The organism is Parasediminibacterium sp. HNIBRBA5674 (assembly GCF_056745525.1).
This window is the reverse complement of record NZ_JBQWIE010000010.1, coordinates 38,214-56,274: the sequence shown is the minus strand read 5'-3', so window position 1 is coordinate 56,274 and position 18,061 is coordinate 38,214. Positions and strand designations below refer to the sequence as shown.

The window sequence follows — 18,061 nt, the reverse complement described above, 5'->3', positions numbered from 1 at the left end:
TTTGTATGAGCCCCCTTAAATTTACATCAAGCAACCTTTTCCACGGTATTACATCATTTAGCAATAAAATGCCAGTTTTTAGTTTACCTGTTCTTTTGGCTATTGATTTTGACATCAGTATTTTATTTGTTGTTTTTTTGCTTATTGGTGTTGTTACTTTTCTTGCAGGTACAGCTTATGGTATCTACTTAAATGATAAAATTTCTGAGAAAGAAGCTTCTAATCAACTGAGTAGAAGCTAGTACATTTAAAAATGCTAAAAATAATTACGAATCCGTTGCAGAGAAGCGACGGATTTTTTTTGCAAGTCATTGTATGTTTATCATTACAATTGGGTGTTTGGTGTAACGTTTTCGTTTCAAGCTAAGTGTTTTTATAAAATTGAATTTCCATCTTGGTATAACAAAAGTGTAACAAATTGTAAAGTACATTCGTACTAACCATTACTTATGAAACAGATTATATCACTGCTATTTTTATTGTTGCCTACTTCCCTATTAGCAGGTATTATTACCGGTACAGTAAAAGATTCAAAAGGGAACGTTTTACCGTACAGTTCTATTTTGGTAAAAGGTTCTGCAAAAGCTACTACAGCCAATGCAAAAGGTATTTTTAGCCTTAATTTAAATAATGGTAAATACACTTTGGTATGCCAGCATGTTGGTTATCAATCTGTTGAGCAAGCAGTTACTGTTACTACCGATGTTGAAGTGAACTTTGTTTTATCAGAACAGCAATACCAGCTATCTGAAGTGGTGGTTAAAACAGGTGCTGAAGATCCTGCCTATGCTATTATTAGAAAAGCTATTAAAAAGCGCAGTTTTTATGAAGATGAAAATCAAAAATTTGAGTGCCAGGTTTATATAAAAGGTCAGATGCAACTGCGCAATTATCCTAAAAAGTTTATGGGAGAAAAAGTAGACTTTGAGGATGGTGATACCAGCAAGCGCAAAATGATTTTTTTATCTGAAACCTTAGCAAAATATTCGAAAAGTGATAAGGACAGAAAAATTGAAGTGCTATCAACCAAAGTAAGTGGTAACAGCAGTGGTTTTGGCTTTTCTAGTCCTTCCATTATTTCTTTATATAGCAATATTGTACCAATTGGTAGGGGCTTAAACCCACGTGGTTTTATTTCGCCAATTGCTGATAACGCATTGAACTTCTACAAATACCATTTTGAAGGTACATTTTATGAAAATGGCAAAGAAATAAGCCGCATTAAAGTGATACCTAAACGTAAGTACGAACCATTGTTTGCTGGTTATATCACTATTATTGAAAACGAATGGCGCTTGCAAAGTGTACAGCTTACTATTTTAAAAGAGCAACAAATGCAGTTATTAGATACGCTTGTATTAGAGCAATTGTATGTGCCAATAAAAGATACTTGGGTTATTAAACAGCAAGTTATTCAGCCTGCCGGCAAAATTTTTGGCTTCGACTTTTTTGGTAGTTTTTTGCAGGTGTACGAAAACTTTGAACTAGAACCTCAGTTTAAAAAGAAGTTTTTTGACAATACAATCCTTAAAATATTTGATAGTGCTAATAAAAAATCAATGGCATATTGGGATAGTATTAGGCCTGTACCATTGTTAGAAGCAGAAATAAAAGATTATAAAAAGAAAGACAGCCTTGAACAAGTGCGCAAGGACCCTAAATATTTAGACAGTTTAGATAAAGTTCGGAATAAAATTACTGCTAATAAGCTACTGCTTACAGGAATGAATTTTGGTAAAGAGCGTAAAAAAGAGAACCTCACGTTTAGCCCTTTAATTAATCTAGTAGGTGTGTTGTACAATCCTGTAGAAGGCAGACATTTTGAATACAATATCAAATACAATAAGCAGTTTGAAGGCAGAAAAAATTTAACGATAGAGCCAGTTCTTCGCTATGGATTTTCTAACAAACATTTTAATGCTTACGTAAATACTGATTATAGTTTTGGTAAAAAATACTTTAATAATGTATCAATAAGTGCTGGGCAAAAGGTATTTCAGTTTGATAATGCGAATCCAATAGAAGAATTTAATAACACCTTAGCTGCTTACTATTGGCAGCACAACCATATAAAAATTTACGAAGCAGCTTTTGCTAAAATTAGCTACAGCAAAGGCTTAGGTGATGGATTTACCATTGGCTTATCAGCTCAGTTTCAAGATAGAAAGCCATTGGAAAATACCATTGATAGTTTAAAAGGCAAGGCATTTACACCTAATTATCCTACTAATATTGTTGCAAGCAATTTTACTGCACATCAAGCTTTATCTGCTAGTGTAAATATTACTTGGCGCCCTGGCGCAAAATACATTGAGCTGCCTGATAGAAAAGTGGCTCTAGGTTCAAAATATCCAACCTTTAACCTCAACATCACCAAAGGTTTCGCAGATATTTTTGGTAGCGATGTTGATTATACCAAATGGAAATTGTCAATATCTGATAATCTAGACTTTAAAATTGGTGGCAGATTTAGTTATCGATTAGCTGCGGGTGGTTTTATTAATGCCAAAAAGTTAACGATAGTTGATTACAACCATTTCTTGGGTAATGAAACTGTTTTGGCAAATACATACATGAGCAGCTTTCAGTTAATGCCTTATTATCAGTACAGCAATACTGCTAAAACCTATGGTGAAGCGCATATTGAATATCATTTAAACGGCTTAATTACCAATAAAATTCCTTTGCTGCGCAAATGGAATTGGTTTTTTGTAGTAGGTGGTAATGGTTTATACATCAACCCCAATAAAAATTATTATGAGGCATTTTTTGGCATAGAAAACATATTCAAAGTGCTTAGAGTGGATGCGATTAAAAGCTTTGATGCAAATGGTAATAATGCTACTGGTATTCGTGTTGCATTACCATTGTTTGGTAGAAGAGGGTAAATAGTGCCTTCGGCATATCATTTACTCATCACATTTTGTATTTATAAACCACTATGCACAATTTTAAATAATCAATTTGTAAACCAACTGTATTACTACTATTTAACTTTTGTGTAGCCTGTGCTGAAGTTTACGAAGCATCTACATTTGTACGTCCTGTTTGCTTCGCAGCATTGTGAAACATCTACCGATAGCTATTGGTAGGTAATATTAAACAATGTTTTCAGCTTGCTTTTCCCAATAGCAGATAGTTTTTATTTAATCACTACTTGCGATTGTGAGTCTACTTGGTCATCTGCACTGTACAACTGTGCAGGTAGGCTTCCTACTTGGTCATCTGCACCGTGCAACTGTGCAGGTAGGCTTCCTACTTAGTCATTTGCACCGTGCAACTGTGCAGGTAGGCTTTCTACTTGGTTATTTGCACTATACAACTGTGCAGGTAGGCTTTCTACTTGGTTATTTGCACTGTACAACTGTGCAGGTAGGCTTCCTACTTGGTCTTTCGCACCGTATAACTGTGCATAGTTACAATAAGCATGGTTAATAATTTTCAATTCGTGCAATTCGTGAAATTGGCTTTAATTTGTGTTTGAATTTTACCTGCCCTGCAAGCGGGTTCATAAAATTTTATTTATGGCAGCCTTATACAATCGTATCAACAACGAAGAGTTGAAGCAACTAATGTTGCAAGAAACTGAACCAAGAACCACTATCAGTTTCTACAATTATTTCCCAATTGAAAATCCCAAAGAATTTAGAGATTATTTGTACAAGCATTTAGATGAATTATCTGTGTTTGGGCGAATTTTTGTAGCGCATGAAGGTATCAATGCACAAATTAGTGTGCCTTCAAACAATTTTGAAGCTTTTAAAACCTTCTTATACAGTATTGAACCACTAAATGGTTTACGTTTAAATATTGCTGTAGATGATGATGGTAAAAGTTTTTGGGTATTAAAAATTAAAGTGCGTGAAAAAATAGTAGCCGATGGCATTGCAGACCCTGAGTTCAACATGAATACAAAGGGGAAATATGTGAATGCTAAGGAAATGAATCAACTATTGGAAAGCCCTGATACGGTGGTGATAGACATGCGTAATCATTACGAGTATGAAGTTGGGCATTTTGACAGAGCATTGGAAATTCCTTCAGATACCTTTAGAGAACAATTGCCTATGGCAGTTGACATGATGAAAGGCAACGAGGATAAGAACATTATTATGTATTGCACTGGTGGCATTCGCTGCGAAAAAGCAAGTGCTTACATGCTGCACAAAGGATTTAAAAATGTATTTCACTTAGAAGGCGGTATTATTAATTACGCCCAACAAATAAAAAAAGAAGGTATAGACAGTAAGTTTATTGGTAAAAACTTTGTGTTTGACAATAGGCTAGGGGAGCGAATTACAGACGATGTAATTGCAAAATGTCACCAATGTGGCAAGCCTGCTGATACACATACTAACTGTGCCAATGATGGCTGCCATTTGTTGTTTATACAATGTAGCGATTGTGTTAAAGCGTTTGATGGTTGTTGTACAGTTGAATGTAAAACAGTATTTCAAATGCCTTACGAAGAACAAAAGAAATTACGAGCAGGTATAGATAAAGGTAATCAAGTGTTTAATAAAGCTAAGGCAAGATTAAGGCCAAGGCTTGGTGAAGATGCTTAACACAAGTAATGTAATAAACAAAAAATCCATTCGCAACTACGAATGGATTTTTTGTTTTAGCTTATTAATGATTAGCTGTTCTTTTTAGCATCTTCTAAAAATTTCGCTAAGCCAATATCTGTTAATGGATGTTTTAATAAACCTAAAATTGGCTCTAATGGGCAAGTACAAACATCAGCACCTGCTTCAGCACATTGAATAATATGATTAGCACTACGAATAGAAGCTGCTAAGATTTGAGACTCAAATCCTTGCATGGTGTAAATGTTAGAAATTTGCTGAATTAGTTGAATGCCATCCCAACCGCTATCGTCAATACGGCCAATAAATGGAGAGATGTAAGTAGCACCTGCTTTAGCAGCTAATATAGCTTGACCAGCACTGAAAATTAAAGTACAGTTGGTTTTAATACCGTTATCTGTAAAGTATTTAATAGCTTTAATGCCATCTTTAATCATTGGTATTTTTACCACAATGTTTGGGTGAATAGCTGCCAATAATTTACCTTCTGCAACCATTTCTTCGTAAGTGGTAGATAAAACTTCAGCGCTAATATCGCCGTCTACTAAGTCGCAAATGGTTTTATAGTGTTGCATTTGTGCTTCTACACCTTTAATACCTTCTTTGGCCATTAACGATGGATTGGTAGTTACACCATCCAATATACCAAGGTCATTTGCTTCTTTAATTTGAGCAAGATTAGCTGTGTCAATAAAAAATTTCATAAATCTTATTTGCGGATGTGAAAAATTCGAAGAGAAATCTGAGAAATCCCTCGATGGGATTAAGAGGAAAAAAGTGGCAGACTACTTCCATCGCACCGCTACAACCGTCTATCCTTGCTGTATTCCTACCCTGGGGAGGTTCAACAGGAGCTGGTCGTGTAAGGCCTGCCGCTGCAAATGTAAGGGATGAGATGTATTGGCAAAATAATAATTCTCTTTTTTTGAGAATCTTTTATAAGTTCTATGACATTACATCAAAAAATGCAACTGATTGCAATTTTAATTGTCAATAAGACATTGTTCTTTAAAATAGCGTTTGTATGCCATTTTGTAGTCTAAACTCATGTTGTAGCAACCATTTCTTTCGCCAAAGGCCGCCAGCATAGCCTGTTAGGCTTTTGTCTGTGCCAATAACTCTGTGGCAAGGCACAATTATCGCAATATTATTTTTACCATTAGTAGTTGCTGCCGCTCTGATACATTTTGGATCGCCCAACTGTTTAGCAAGGTCTAAGTAGCTAATTGTTTTGCCAAAATTAATGGCCAAGAGTTCGTTCCAAACACGTTTTTGGAATTCTGTACCATCTTGGTGAATAGGAATGTCAAATGTGCGTCTGCGGCCTTGAAAAAATTCAATGAGTTGTTCTGTGCAGTAATGAATAACATCGCTAATGCCTGGCTCGCCATGCGAAATTTGGTGTCTATTATCAACAAAGCTCAGTTCATTAATATAAGTATCTGTACCGCCAATTTTTAGTAGCCCTACTGGACTTTCGTAATAGGTGTAGTAAATGTCTTGACCTGTTTTGGTAGAACTTAGAGTAACAGCCATCGCTAATTTTTTAATTTGAAATTACAAGCGCCACAACATCAATATTTTAGAACGTTTTTGTTAGATAAGTATTGTGAACATTGACTTCTAAACCATATTTACTCTAAATTATAATTAAAAAGTTGAAGTGACTTAAAAAATATCTTTACCCATCATAAAAGAAATGTTTGCCGAAAGATAGAATTGCCTATTTTGCCGAAAATAAAAATCACGAAAACTTAACTATCCCTTTATGAGTTTATTTGTAAAAAAACCACTGAGTGTTTTAATGGCTGAAGCTGGTGATAGCGAAAAAGGTTTGAAAAAAACTTTGGGTGCTGGCTCTTTAATTGCCCTAGGAATAGGCGCCATTATAGGTGCAGGATTATTTGTAAGAACTGCTTCTGCGGCTGCACAAAATGCAGGACCATCTGTGACACTAGGCTTCATTGTTGCTGCTATTGGTTGTGCATTAGCTGGCTTATGTTATGCTGAGTTATCTTCATCTATACCTATTGCTGGTAGTGCTTACACATATAGCTACGCTACTATGGGCGAATTGGTAGCTTGGATAATTGGTTGGGATTTAATACTTGAATATGCGGTAGGTGCTGCAACAGTAGGTATTGCATGGAGTGAGTATTTGAATAATTTATTAGTAAACGTGTTTGGAATGAGTGCTATACCTTATAAATGGTGTCACTCACCTTTTGAACATAGTGTTGATGGTTTAAGTCATGGTATGATTAACCTACCAGCTTTATTTATTGTAGCGGCTTTAACTATGTTACTGATTAAAGGTACGCAAGAGTCTGCTATTGTAAATGGTATTATCGTTATCACCAAAGTAAGTATTGTAATACTAATTATTGTGTTTGGTTGGGGCTTTATTAACCCTGCAAATCACACCCCTTACATACCGCCTGCAAGTACTTATACAGATCATCAAGGTATCTCTCACAACTTTGGTGGCATTATGGGTATATTGGGTGCTGCTGGTGTGGTATTCTTTGCCTTTATTGGGTTTGATGCAGTAAGTACTGCCGCACAAGAAGCTAAAAACCCTAAACGTGATATGCCAATTGGTATTTTAGGTTCATTGGCAATTTGTACTGTTTTGTACATTCTATTTGCTCACGTACTTACTGGTATGGCTACAACAGAAGACTTTAGAACTTCTGGAAAAGAAGCATCAGTTGTGTTTGCTATAAATAAATACATGATGGGTTACGGTTGGTTAGGTAAACTTGTAACTGTTGCTATTTTAGGTGGTTTCTCATCTGTAATACTAGTGATGTTATTAGGTCAGTCAAGAGTATTCTATTCAATGAGTAAAGATGGTTTATTGCCAAAAGCGTTTAGTGCTGTTCACCCTAAATATCAAACACCATACAAAGCAAGTTTATTCATCTTAATATTAGTTGGTTTATTTGCTGCTTTTGTACCTGGCGATATTGTTGGTGATATGACTAGTATCGGTACTTTATTTGCCTTTATGTTAGTTTGCGTTGCTGTAATTGTGTTGCGTAAAACTAATCCTGAATTAAAACGTGAATTTAAAACTCCACTAGTTCCATTAGTACCTATTTTGGGTATTGTAGTTTGTGGTGCAATGATTTATGGTTTAGGTTGGACAAACTGGGCTAGATTATTTGGTTGGTTAGCTATTGGTTTTGTAATTTATTTTGGTTACAGCCGTAAGAATAGCAAACTTGGTAATCCTGAAAAACAATAAGCTTATTTCTTAGAATATTAATTAACAGCCTCACTTAAAAAAGTGGGGCTGTTTTTATAGGTTGATGATAAGGCTGAACTACCTTATTTTTGCCGCCGCTTTGCTGCATATAGCTTCAAGCGTACAAGTGTGCGACGCAACAGACGGTCAATAGATAATCTGCTGCTGGTTACCAAAATATTTCAGACGTCAAAATAGATAATAATTTATGGGAAGGATTTTTGAAGTTAGAAAGGCCACCATGTTTGCCCGTTGGGATAGGATGGCAAAACAGTTTACCCGTATAGGTAAAGAAATTGTGATTGCTGTAAAAGCAAGTGGTCCTGATCCTGCAACTAACCCTGCATTGCGTAGATGCTACCAAAATGCTAGAAGCGTAGGTATGCCTAAAGACCGTGTAGAAGCGGCCATTAAACGTGCAATGGGTAAAGATACTGCCAACTACGAAGAAATTTTGTACGAAGGCTATGCACCTCACGGTGTAGCATTGCTAGTAGAAACAGCTACAGACAACCACGTACGTACGGTTGCTAATGTAAAAAGCCATTTTAATAAAGGTGGTGGCGCTATGGGCAATACTGGTAGCGTAAGTTTTCAGTTTAAAAAAGTAGGTAGCTTTAAGTTGAACCCTGCTGGTTTAGATATGGATGAACTTGAGCTTGAATTGATAGACCACGGCTTAGACGAATTGGGTGAAAGCACCAACGATGACGGTACTGAAGTATTGGTATTGCGTTGTGCATTTACCGATTTTGGTAACTTACAAAAAGCACTTGAGGATAAAGGTATTACACCATTGAGCGCTGAGCTAGAATGGATACCTACAACCACAGTGCCTGTTACTGATGAACAAGCAGAAGACATTAGTAAATTAATTGAGCGCCTAGAACAAGATGAAGACGTGAACAAGGTGTTTCATAATATGGGTTAACCGATGATTGTAATGATTTGAATGAGGATAATGATTGTTCTCTGCGACGTCAATCAAACTAACAATCATCGCTCTCATTCAAATCATTAAATCACAAATAAAAATAGCTATTGCCATGCGTATTATTGCAACCTCGCTTTTATTGTTCATTGTTACTGCCGTTTTTAGTCAAAGTACCAACTATTACTTATTTGTAGGCGGTTACACAGCTGGTAAAAACGAAGGTATTAGTGTGTATAAATTCAACGCCTCAGATGGTAGTGTGCAATTTGTAAGCAAGGTAAAATCAGACAATCCATCTTACCTAGCAATTGGTGCCAATGGTAAATATCTATACAGCGCTAATGAAGCTGGTAAAGGCAGGCAAGGCTTTGCAAGCGCTTTTACTTTTGATAAAAAAACTGGTACACTAACATCGCTTAACCAAGCATTACTTAGTGGTAATGGCCCTTGTTATATAAGTGTAGATAAAGCGAACAAATGGCTTGTAACAGCCAACTATGCTAGCGGTAGCGTAAGTGTATTAAACCTTAAGAAAAACGGTTCAATAGACACGCTAAAGCAACTCTTTCAGCACACAGGTAGCAGCGTAAATGTGCAGCGCCAAAAAGAGCCACATGCACACATGGCAGTTTTCTCGCCAGATGAAAAACAGCTTTTTACCAACGATTTGGGTACTGATAAAATTAATATTTACAACTTCAATCCTGTTAATAAAACTACACCTTTTACACCCGCTGCTGATTCTGTTATTTACTCGGTTGCAGGCAATGGTCCTAGGCATACCGCTTTTCATCCTACACAAAAACTGATGTATGTAATTAATGAATTGAAGGGTACAATTGACGTTTTTGACTATAAAAAGGGCATCCAAAATGTGCAAACAATAAGCACCGATACAAGTGCTCGTCTTGACAAAGGTAGTGGTGATATTCATTGTTCACCCGATGGTAAATTTTTATACGCTACCAACCGCGGCAGCTACAACAACATCGTTATTTACAGTGTAGATGCTATTAATGGCACATTAAAATACATCGGTTTAGAGCCAACCAAAGGCAAAACGCCTCGCAATTTCATTGTCGATCCTACAGGTAATTTCTTGTTAGTAGCCAATCAAAATTCTGACAGTGTTATCATCTTTAAAAGAGATAAAGCTACAGGTTTACTTACTTATAACAGCCAATTTGAAACTGGTAATCCTAGCTGTTTGAAGTTATTGGCGGCTGAATAATAATAAAAAAATACCTATTTATAGGTTTTTATAGCGAAGATAAGTCGCAATATATTTTTATTTTAAATAATTATATTTATACTACGCTGAGTTTCTACCGGCATTAATAATACCGAAACTGCAACGCATGGCTAGCTTTTCGTAAGTGGCTTTTATAGGTGCGTTAGTGATTAAGCCTTCTTCTAGCTGGCGCACTTTGGTAATGGCATATTGCTGTATGGTTACCAATGGCAACACGATGCGTTCACGCATTTGCACCGACAACTGGTCTACTGGAAAATCTTCCATTAAAGTGGTATTGCCAGATAATTTTAGCAGGTATTTTTTGGTGAGTTCGTATTCATCGTGCACCATGTTCCAAATTTCGCCGTATTGTTTGTGGTCTTTTAAAAATGCGGTTAATGGGAAGAAGCATTTTTGCATGGCCATTTCAGAGTTATCAAGCAAAGTTTTAAAGAACAAAGATTTACGGTAAAGCGAAGCCAATTCTTCCCACTTGCCTTCTGCTTCTATTTGCTGCATGGCTGTACCTAGCCCATAGTAGCCTGTTACGTTTTGTTTTAATTGACTCCAAGCGCCTACAAATGGTATGGCTCTAAGGTCTTTCAAACTTAGTTTGGTACCACCACCACGTTTTGCAGGACGGCTACCAATATTGGTTTGCGCATAAAAACGCAAAGCACTTGCATGGCTTAAATAATCGGCAAAATATGGGTGCTCTTTTAGTTGAATATAGCTTTTAAAGCTTTTCTCAGCAAGCGATTTTACCAATGCCTCTGATTTTTCAGAAATGGTAATTTCTTTAGCCGCAGTAATATTGTTGGTTAAGCCAGCATTTAGCAGTTGCTCCATATTAAACTGAGCCGTATCAACCGTACCAAAATTGCTACTTACCGTTTGCCCTTGAATGGTTAATTGAATTTCTTTATTGGCAATATTTTTACCCATTGATGCATAAAACTGGTGCGTTTTACCACCACCACGAGCTGGCGGGCCACCACGACCATCAAAAAATACCACATCTATATTGTATTGTTTAGAAATAGCAGATAGTTCTTCTTTGGCTTTATAAATGCTCCAATTGGCCATCAAATAACCACCATCTTTTGTACCATCGCTAAAGCCCACCATGATGGTTTGCTTTTTGCCACGACGCTGTAAATGTTGGCTGTACAATGGATGCTCGTACAAAGTTTTCATTATTTCTGCTGCTGCTTGTAAGTCATCTACTGTTTCAAATAGTGGCACAATATCGACACTTAATTCTTCAGCTTTCCAGCCACCCATTAAGAACAAGCCATACACTTCTATTACATTCACAGCGCTATTACATTGGCTAATGATGTATCGGTTACAACCTTGTTCACCATTGGCTTTTTGAATGTCTTTAATGGTTCCAATTACTTTGAGCGTGTCTTTATGTACACTATCAGTTAACACACTACTATCTGGTTGTTCGGTAATTGCAAATAGCGCATCTATCTTTTCAGTTTCGCTTAATGTAGCGTAATTGCTAGGCAATACATTGGTCTTTTTTGCCAAAATATCAATCACATCAACATGTACCCTACTATCTTGGCGAATATCTAGCGACGCAAAATGCAAACCGAAAACTTGTACTTTATTAATAAAGTTTTCTGCCCACTCAATAAACAAGTTGTTATGTTCGTACACTAATAAGTGGCGTACTTTTTCCATCACATCTAAAATGTCTTTTTTAGTCAGTGCAGATTGGTAGCCAGGAATAATTAAATGGTCGTACAAGGTTTTCTCCAAATTATTCAACAGTACATCAACACCTCTAAACGTTAAGCGTCGCTTTAATCTGCGTACATCTAAGTAATAGCATCTGATAATACCAATACGCAAAGCATCTGCCACTTGGGCTGTAATTTCAGCAGTTACAAAAGGATTACCATCTCTATCGCCACCTGGCCAAAAGCCCATTTTAATCAAAGGATTTTCAGCAGGTATCATACCAGGGTATGTACGTTTAAGATTGCTGATAATTTTTCCAGTAGCTGGGTAAAAAATATTCTCTAAATACCACAACAAACTCAATGCTTCATCGTATGGTGTAGGCTTTGCCTTTTGGAAAAAAGGTGTACGACCTAGTTGTTGTAAATAGGTATAAATATTGGTTTCGTCGTTGGTATTTACTGCCTTAGAAATATCATTAATAATACCTAAAACAGCACCTGTATAAAACTGTGTAGGATGCGCTGTTAATACCAGCTGAATATTAAAGTCTTGTAGTTTTTTAGCAAGTGCTTCTTGAGCGCCACCTTCTTGGTCTACTAAAAACTCAAGGTTTTTAAGTGTACCCTTACCATTCATATCGTTTACTTGCGTAAAAGCTGCATCTTCAAGTGCATCAAACAATACCACTTGGCGTTCTATATATTGTACAAAGCGAAATAATTGGTCGGCCTTTTCTTCATCTTTTACAAAAGTGGTTTGCTTCGCAAAAAATTCATCAATAATTTCTACTGGGCTTTGCTTTTTGTTATAGCCTTCCTCACAATTTACCAATAACAGCGAAGCTAAAATACCCGTTTTTTCAATTCGATGAAATGGCAAAGAGCCAAATAAGCTGTTGTACAACTGAAATTTAATGCCTACTAAGTTCTTAAACTGTTGCAGTCCTGAAGCACTGTGCATAGAAATAGCGTTTAATCTTGTTTTAATAATTATGGCTGCAATAATCGAGGCTATAAAAATAATAAAAATTATTGACGATTATTGTATAATCTCTTACCTTAGCAGCGTTTACATGAAAAAACAGCAAAAAATATCGTTTTTCTTTAGAGTAATTGCAACAATTGCTTCTACGACTATTGTTACTACAACAATCCGCTAAGCGGATTGAAAATTGTCATATTACCCCATGGGCTTAACGCTGTTACATCTTACAAGGATATACCCTATACAACATTTACATTTACCGCATTTACGTACTTTTCTCAGAGCAACTTTTGGGTTAATAGAACGTAACAGATGCAGAAACATACAACCATGAAATGCCGATATATCATTACATATCAATTGAGGTAACTAAAAGGCATTCCTTGTGGCAAAAATAATAGCCGCCAAAAGCGGCGAACTAAAAAGATTCACATGAAAGTTATAAAATTTGGCGGCTCATCTGTAGCCAATGCAGAGAACATCAAAAAAGTAGTCAACATTGTTAACCAACCACAGTACCAATCTACCATAGTAGTAGTATCAGCTTTAGGCGGTGTAACAGATTCACTAATTTCAGTTGGTACAGATGCTGCAAATGCCAAAGAACAATACAAAGAAACCCTGCTTAACCTAGAGAAAAGGCATATAGAAACGGTACAAGCATTATTGCCAATTAATAACCAAAGTGCTTGCATCAGTAGCGTAAAACAAAGCTTTAACGAGCTTGAAGATATTTGTGAAGGCGTTTTTCGCTTGGGCGAATTATCTGGCCGCACTAAAGACCGTATTATCAGCTTTGGCGAATTGTTATCTTCAAAAATTATTTACTTCTATATCCAATCTACTGGCAGTAAAATAGATTGGATAGATAGCAGAAAAGCTATTAAAACCAATAGCAATTTTGGTTTTGCCGCGGTTGATTTTGCAGCAACTACCGAAAGTATCAAAGCAATTGTTACTGCATCAAGCAATACCTTATTTATTGCACCAGGTTTTATAGCAAGCGATGCCAATGGTTTTACCACAACCTTAGGCCGTGGTGGTAGCGATTATACGGCTTCTATTTATGCAGCGGCAGTAAATGCTGATGCGGTAGAAATTTGGACAGATGTAACAGGCATGATGACTGCTGACCCACGTTGGGTAGCGAATGCAAGAACCATCCCTCACACATCTTACCGTGAAGCGATGGAATTATCGCATTTTGGTGCTAAAGTTATTTACCCGCCTACTATTCAGCCAGCAATGGATCAAAATATTCCTATTTGGATAAAAAACACTTTTTTGCCAGAAGAATTAGGAACAATCATTGAGCATGTTTCTACCGCCCCTTCAGGGGATGGGGGCATCATCACAGGTATTTCTAGCATTAACCAAGTAGCACTTCTAAGCCTTGAAGGTAGCGGTATGGTGGGCATTCCAGGCTTTTCTAAAAGATTATTTGAGGCTTTGGCAAATGAGCAAGTGAACGTGATTTTAATTACCCAAAGTTCATCAGAACATTCTATTTGCGTAGCAATTAATACAGTTGACCTTGACAAAGCGAAAGCATCTGTAGATAAGGCTTTTGAGATAGAATTATTGAACAAAAAAGTAGATCCACTTAAGGTTGAAAAAGAACTATCTATCATTGCATTGGTAGGTGATAAAATGAAAAGTCACCCTGGCATTGCTGGCCGTATGTTTAGTGCTTTGGGTAGAAATGGCATTAATATCAGAGCCATTGCACAAGGTTCTTCTGAACGTAATATTTCAGCTGTTGTTTCTTTCAACGACATTAAAAAAGCAGTCAACGTTTTACACGAAGCTTTCTTCGAAACCTCTTACAAACAATTGAACGTATTTATTTGCGGTGCAGGTAATGTTGGTGGCAAATTGATTGATCAAATACAACAGCAGCAAGCTTATTTGCTACAAAACTTAAACTTACAAGTGCGTGTTACAGGCATTGCTACTAGTAAAAAAATGTTGTTTGTAGATAATGGCAACGAAATAGATTTAAGCAATTGGAAAGAAGCTTTGGTAAATGCTGAAGCGATGAGTTTACAAGGCTTTGTTAATGGCATTATAGCTAAAAACTTACGTAACAGCGTGTTTGTAGATGTGACTGCAAATGCTGATGTTGCAGGTGTTTACGCACAACTATTGTCAAAAAGTATTGCAGTGGTTGCTTGTAATAAAATTGCAGCTTCTAGTGTATATACTAACTATCAGCACTTAAAATCTTTAGCCAAAGAATACAATGTACCATACTTGTTTGAAACCAATGTTGGTGCAGGTTTACCAGTTATTGGCACATTGAACGATTTAATAAAAAGTGGTGATAGAATTAATAAAATTCAAGCCGTTTTATCAGGCACTTTAAACTTTGTGTTTAACAATTACGATGGTACCAAACCATTTGCACAAGTGGTAAAACAAGCACAAGATGAAGGCTACACTGAGCCAGATCCACGTTTAGATTTAGGTGGTACTGATGTGATGCGTAAGATTATGATTTTGGCTCGTGAAGCTGGCAACAAAATGGAAATGGAAGACATTACCAATAATGGCTTTTTACCTTTGGAATGTTTTGAAGGTAGCGTTGCTGATTTTTATGTAGCCATGGAAAAACATGAAGCGCATTTTAAAGCTTTGTACGATGCTGCGGCCGCAAAAGACTGTAAGTTAAAGTTCGTAGCCGTTTTTGAAAGCTCCCCTTCAGGGGTTGGGGGTAAAGCATCAGTTGGTTTGCAACACATACCTGCTAACAGTGACTTCTATCATTTGTATGGCAAAGACAATATTGTATTATTTTACACCCAACGTTACCCTGAACAACCAATGGTTGTAAAAGGTGCAGGTGCAGGTGCTGATGTTACAGCAAGTGGCGTTTTTGCAGATATAATGAGGGTTTCAGCGTAGCCCCCTAAATCCCCCAAGGGGGAATTAAAACCAAGAATTATGACTAATAACTTACTGAAAAAATATTACGCTCTTTCCGAGTTCCCCCCTTTGGGGGGCGGGGGGGCTAGGTCTATCTCTGTTCTTTCGCCTGCCACTGTTGCCAATGTGGTTTGCGGCTTCGATATATTGGGTTTTGCACTCAACAATCCTACTGATGAATTTACCGTTTCATTAAGTGATGAAGTGGGTGTGCAAATTATCAACGACGATGATTTTAACCTACCTACCAACCCTGAGATAAACGTGTCTGGTGCGGCTTTGCTGGCTATGTTAGAGGAATGTCCTGATGTAAAAGGCTTTACTTTAATCAGCAAAAAAATCATCAAACCTGGTAGTGGTATTGGTTCTAGTGCTGCAAGTGCTGCAGGGCCTGTTGTTGCAGCCAATATGTTGCTAGACAATCGTTTCTCAAAAAGCGACTTGGTACGCTTTGCCATGTTTGGCGAAAAAGTAGCCAGCGGTGTAAAACATGCCGATAATATTGCACCTGCCATTTATGGTGGTGTTACCTTAATTCGTTCCATTTTTCCATTAGATATCATCAGTATCGATGCACCGCCTTTACACGTAACGGTTGTACATCCTCAAATTGAAGTGCGTACTGCCGATGCTCGTCAAATTTTGAAGCAAAATGTGTTACTAAAAGATGCCATTAAGCAATGGGGCAATATTGCTGGCTTGGTTGCTGGCTTCATTAAGCATGACTACGATTTAATCGGTCGTAGCCTTGAAGATGTCATCATCGAACCGGTTCGTAGCATTTTAATTCCCGGCTTTAACGAAGTGAAAAACAAGTGTAAAGAAGCAGGAGCTTTAGGTGGCGGCATCAGCGGTAGCGGCCCATCTATTTTTATGCTAAGTAAAGATGCAGCAACTGCAAAAGCCGTAGAAGATGTAATGAAAGATGTGTACAATCGTATTGGTTTAGATTATCAAACCCATTTAACCACCATCAATCAAGAAGGTGTTAAGCTAGCTTAAACACCCCTAGCCCCTAAAGGGGTATTTCAAAAATCAACGACTTCAATGAATACAATATATACCAACCGCTTCCATTACTCCCCTTTAGGGGCTGGGGGCATGAACTATTATAGCCTCAACCACCAATCACCCAAAGTGAGTTTTGCAGAAGCTGCCTTGCGTGGTCAAGCACCCGATAAAGGTTTGTATTTCCCTGAAAGCATCCCTAAGCTTCCTGCTGATTTTATTAAAAATATTAAAAACTACAGCAAGGTCGACATTGGTTTTAAAGTTATGAAGCCTTACGTTGGTGATAGCATTCCTGATGATGTGTTACAAGAGATTGTGTACGAAACTATCAATTTCGATTTCCCTTTGGTAAAGGTGAATGATAACATTGCTTCTCTTGAATTATTTCACGGGCCAACACTCGCTTTTAAAGATGTTGGTGCAAGATTTATGAGTCGTTGTTTGGGTTATTTCAATCGCAATGCATACCACCACACCACAGTATTGGTAGCTACTTCAGGCGATACAGGCGGTGCTGTTGCCAATGGTTTTTTAGGTGTTGATGGTATTGATGTGGTGATTTTATACCCATCGGGCAAAGTGAGTAAAATTCAAGAATTACAGTTGACCACTTTGGGCAAAAACATTAAAGCCATTGAAGTAAACGGCACGTTTGACGATTGTCAAGCCATAGTAAAACAAGTATTTGCCGATGAGCAATTGAATAATAAACTCTCTTTAACTTCAGCTAATTCTATCAATGTGGCTAGATGGTTACCACAGCAATTGTATTACTTTTTTGCATACCAACAATGGCAGCAAGAACAAGCACCTGTTATCTGTGTGCCAAGTGGCAATTTCGGAAATATTTGTGCAGGTGTTTTAGCGCATGTTTCTGGCTTGCCAGTCCAACATTTCATTGCTGCTTGCAATGCCAATGATGTGGTTCCAAATTACATGAACACACAAGTGTACACACCAAAACCTGCTGTTGCAACCATTTCAAATGCCATGGATGTTGGTAACCCTAGCAATTTCATCCGCATTTTAGAATTGTTTCAGCAACAGTTTAATGAGCTGAAAACCACCTTTAGCAGCGTAAGCATTAGCGATGCTGTTACTGCAGCAACGATTAAAGATGTTTACCAACAATTCAACTATACATTAGATCCTCACGGTGCTGTTGCCTATTATGCATTGGAACAATACCTTAAAAATTCCCCTTTAGGGGCTAGGGGCAAGGGCATGATTTTAGAAACCGCTCACCCTATTAAATTTCCTGATACGGTAGAGCAAGCAACTGGTATTGCACCTGAATATCCTGAGCAAGTAAAACACTTACTAAGCCAAGTAAAACAAAGCGTAGTAATGGATGCAAAGTTTGAAGACTTAAAAGCTTGGTTGATGAGTAGGTAGTGTTTCACACAAAGAAACAAAGAAGGCAAAGGGTGCAACGATTG

General features: G+C 37.3%; 13 protein-coding genes and 1 other RNA gene. 9 read left to right on the top strand and 5 right to left on the bottom strand.

The annotated features are described in order from the left end of the window. Nucleotides 1–5: 5 nt before the first annotated feature. Together ACT9TX_RS06940 and ACT9TX_RS06935 are read left to right on the top strand one after the other, a co-directional pair. Complete coding sequence (locus tag ACT9TX_RS06940) at nucleotides 6–242, top strand: hypothetical protein (RefSeq protein ID WP_481337535.1); 237 nt, start codon at nucleotides 6–8, stop codon at nucleotides 240–242. A gap of 207 nt (nucleotides 243–449) precedes the next feature. Further along, complete coding sequence (locus ACT9TX_RS06935; RefSeq protein ID WP_481337534.1) at nucleotides 450–2,888, top strand: DUF5686 and carboxypeptidase regulatory-like domain-containing protein; 2,439 nt, start codon at nucleotides 450–452, stop codon at nucleotides 2,886–2,888. 371 nt (nucleotides 2,889–3,259) lie between these two features. Here the strand turns inward: ACT9TX_RS06935 and ACT9TX_RS06930 are convergent, their stop codons facing one another. Continuing rightward, nucleotides 3,260–3,454 (bottom strand): hypothetical protein, encoded by a 195-nt coding sequence (locus ACT9TX_RS06930; RefSeq protein WP_481337533.1) that lies wholly within the window; start codon nucleotides 3,452–3,454, stop codon nucleotides 3,260–3,262. Between the two features lie 70 nt (nucleotides 3,455–3,524). Here ACT9TX_RS06930 and trhO point away from each other — a divergent pair, with 70 nt between their 5' ends. After that, a complete protein-coding gene (trhO, locus tag ACT9TX_RS06925; RefSeq protein ID WP_481337532.1) occupies nucleotides 3,525–4,565 on the top strand; it encodes an oxygen-dependent tRNA uridine(34) hydroxylase TrhO in 1,041 nt (346 codons plus the stop codon). A 71-nt stretch (nucleotides 4,566–4,636) separates the two neighbouring features. On the opposite strand, the gene fsa is transcribed toward trhO, so the two are convergent. The 3 genes from fsa to ACT9TX_RS06910 all read right to left on the bottom strand — a co-directional run bounded on the left by fsa (nucleotide 4,637) and on the right by ACT9TX_RS06910 (nucleotide 6,122). Then, a complete protein-coding gene (gene fsa, locus ACT9TX_RS06920) occupies nucleotides 4,637–5,290 on the bottom strand; it encodes a fructose-6-phosphate aldolase (RefSeq protein ID WP_481337530.1) in 654 nt (217 codons plus the stop codon). A gap of 71 nt (nucleotides 5,291–5,361) precedes the next feature. Further along, nucleotides 5,362–5,461, bottom strand: an RNA gene (gene ffs / locus ACT9TX_RS06915) — signal recognition particle sRNA small type. Between the two features lie 133 nt (nucleotides 5,462–5,594). Next, nucleotides 5,595–6,122, bottom strand: coding sequence for a methylated-DNA--[protein]-cysteine S-methyltransferase (locus ACT9TX_RS06910; protein WP_481337529.1), 528 nt, complete (start codon nucleotides 6,120–6,122; stop codon nucleotides 5,595–5,597). Between the two features lie 232 nt (nucleotides 6,123–6,354). Here ACT9TX_RS06910 and ACT9TX_RS06905 point away from each other — a divergent pair, with 232 nt between their 5' ends. From ACT9TX_RS06905 to ACT9TX_RS06895, 3 genes are all read left to right on the top strand, one after another. Then, nucleotides 6,355–7,836, top strand: a complete 1,482-nt coding sequence (locus ACT9TX_RS06905; RefSeq protein ID WP_481337528.1) for an amino acid permease — start codon at nucleotides 6,355–6,357, stop codon at nucleotides 7,834–7,836. A gap of 208 nt (nucleotides 7,837–8,044) precedes the next feature. Then, nucleotides 8,045–8,767, top strand: coding sequence for a YebC/PmpR family DNA-binding transcriptional regulator (locus ACT9TX_RS06900; RefSeq protein ID WP_481337527.1), 723 nt, complete (start codon nucleotides 8,045–8,047; stop codon nucleotides 8,765–8,767). Nucleotides 8,768–8,882: 115 nt separating this feature from the next. Next, complete coding sequence (locus ACT9TX_RS06895; protein ID WP_481337525.1) at nucleotides 8,883–10,001, top strand: lactonase family protein; 1,119 nt, start codon at nucleotides 8,883–8,885, stop codon at nucleotides 9,999–10,001. A gap of 81 nt (nucleotides 10,002–10,082) precedes the next feature. Here the strand turns inward: ACT9TX_RS06895 and ACT9TX_RS06890 are convergent, their stop codons facing one another. Then, complete coding sequence (locus tag ACT9TX_RS06890) at nucleotides 10,083–12,662, bottom strand: phosphoenolpyruvate carboxylase (RefSeq protein WP_481337524.1); 2,580 nt, start codon at nucleotides 12,660–12,662, stop codon at nucleotides 10,083–10,085. 456 nt (nucleotides 12,663–13,118) lie between these two features. On the opposite strand from ACT9TX_RS06890, the gene thrA reads away from it, so the two are divergent. The 3 genes from thrA to thrC are packed head-to-tail and all read left to right on the top strand — an operon-like array spanning nucleotide 13,119 to nucleotide 18,017. Next, nucleotides 13,119–15,590, top strand: coding sequence for a bifunctional aspartate kinase/homoserine dehydrogenase I (gene thrA, locus ACT9TX_RS06885; RefSeq protein WP_481337523.1), 2,472 nt, complete (start codon nucleotides 13,119–13,121; stop codon nucleotides 15,588–15,590). A 39-nt stretch (nucleotides 15,591–15,629) separates the two neighbouring features. Continuing rightward, nucleotides 15,630–16,613, top strand: a complete 984-nt coding sequence (locus ACT9TX_RS06880; protein ID WP_481337522.1) for a homoserine kinase — start codon at nucleotides 15,630–15,632, stop codon at nucleotides 16,611–16,613. A gap of 45 nt (nucleotides 16,614–16,658) precedes the next feature. Further along, nucleotides 16,659–18,017 carry a threonine synthase gene (gene thrC, locus ACT9TX_RS06875; RefSeq protein ID WP_481337521.1) on the top strand — a complete coding sequence of 453 codons (1,359 nt, stop codon included), beginning with the start codon at nucleotides 16,659–16,661 and terminating at the stop codon, nucleotides 18,015–18,017. Nucleotides 18,018–18,061: the final 44 nt, after the last annotated feature.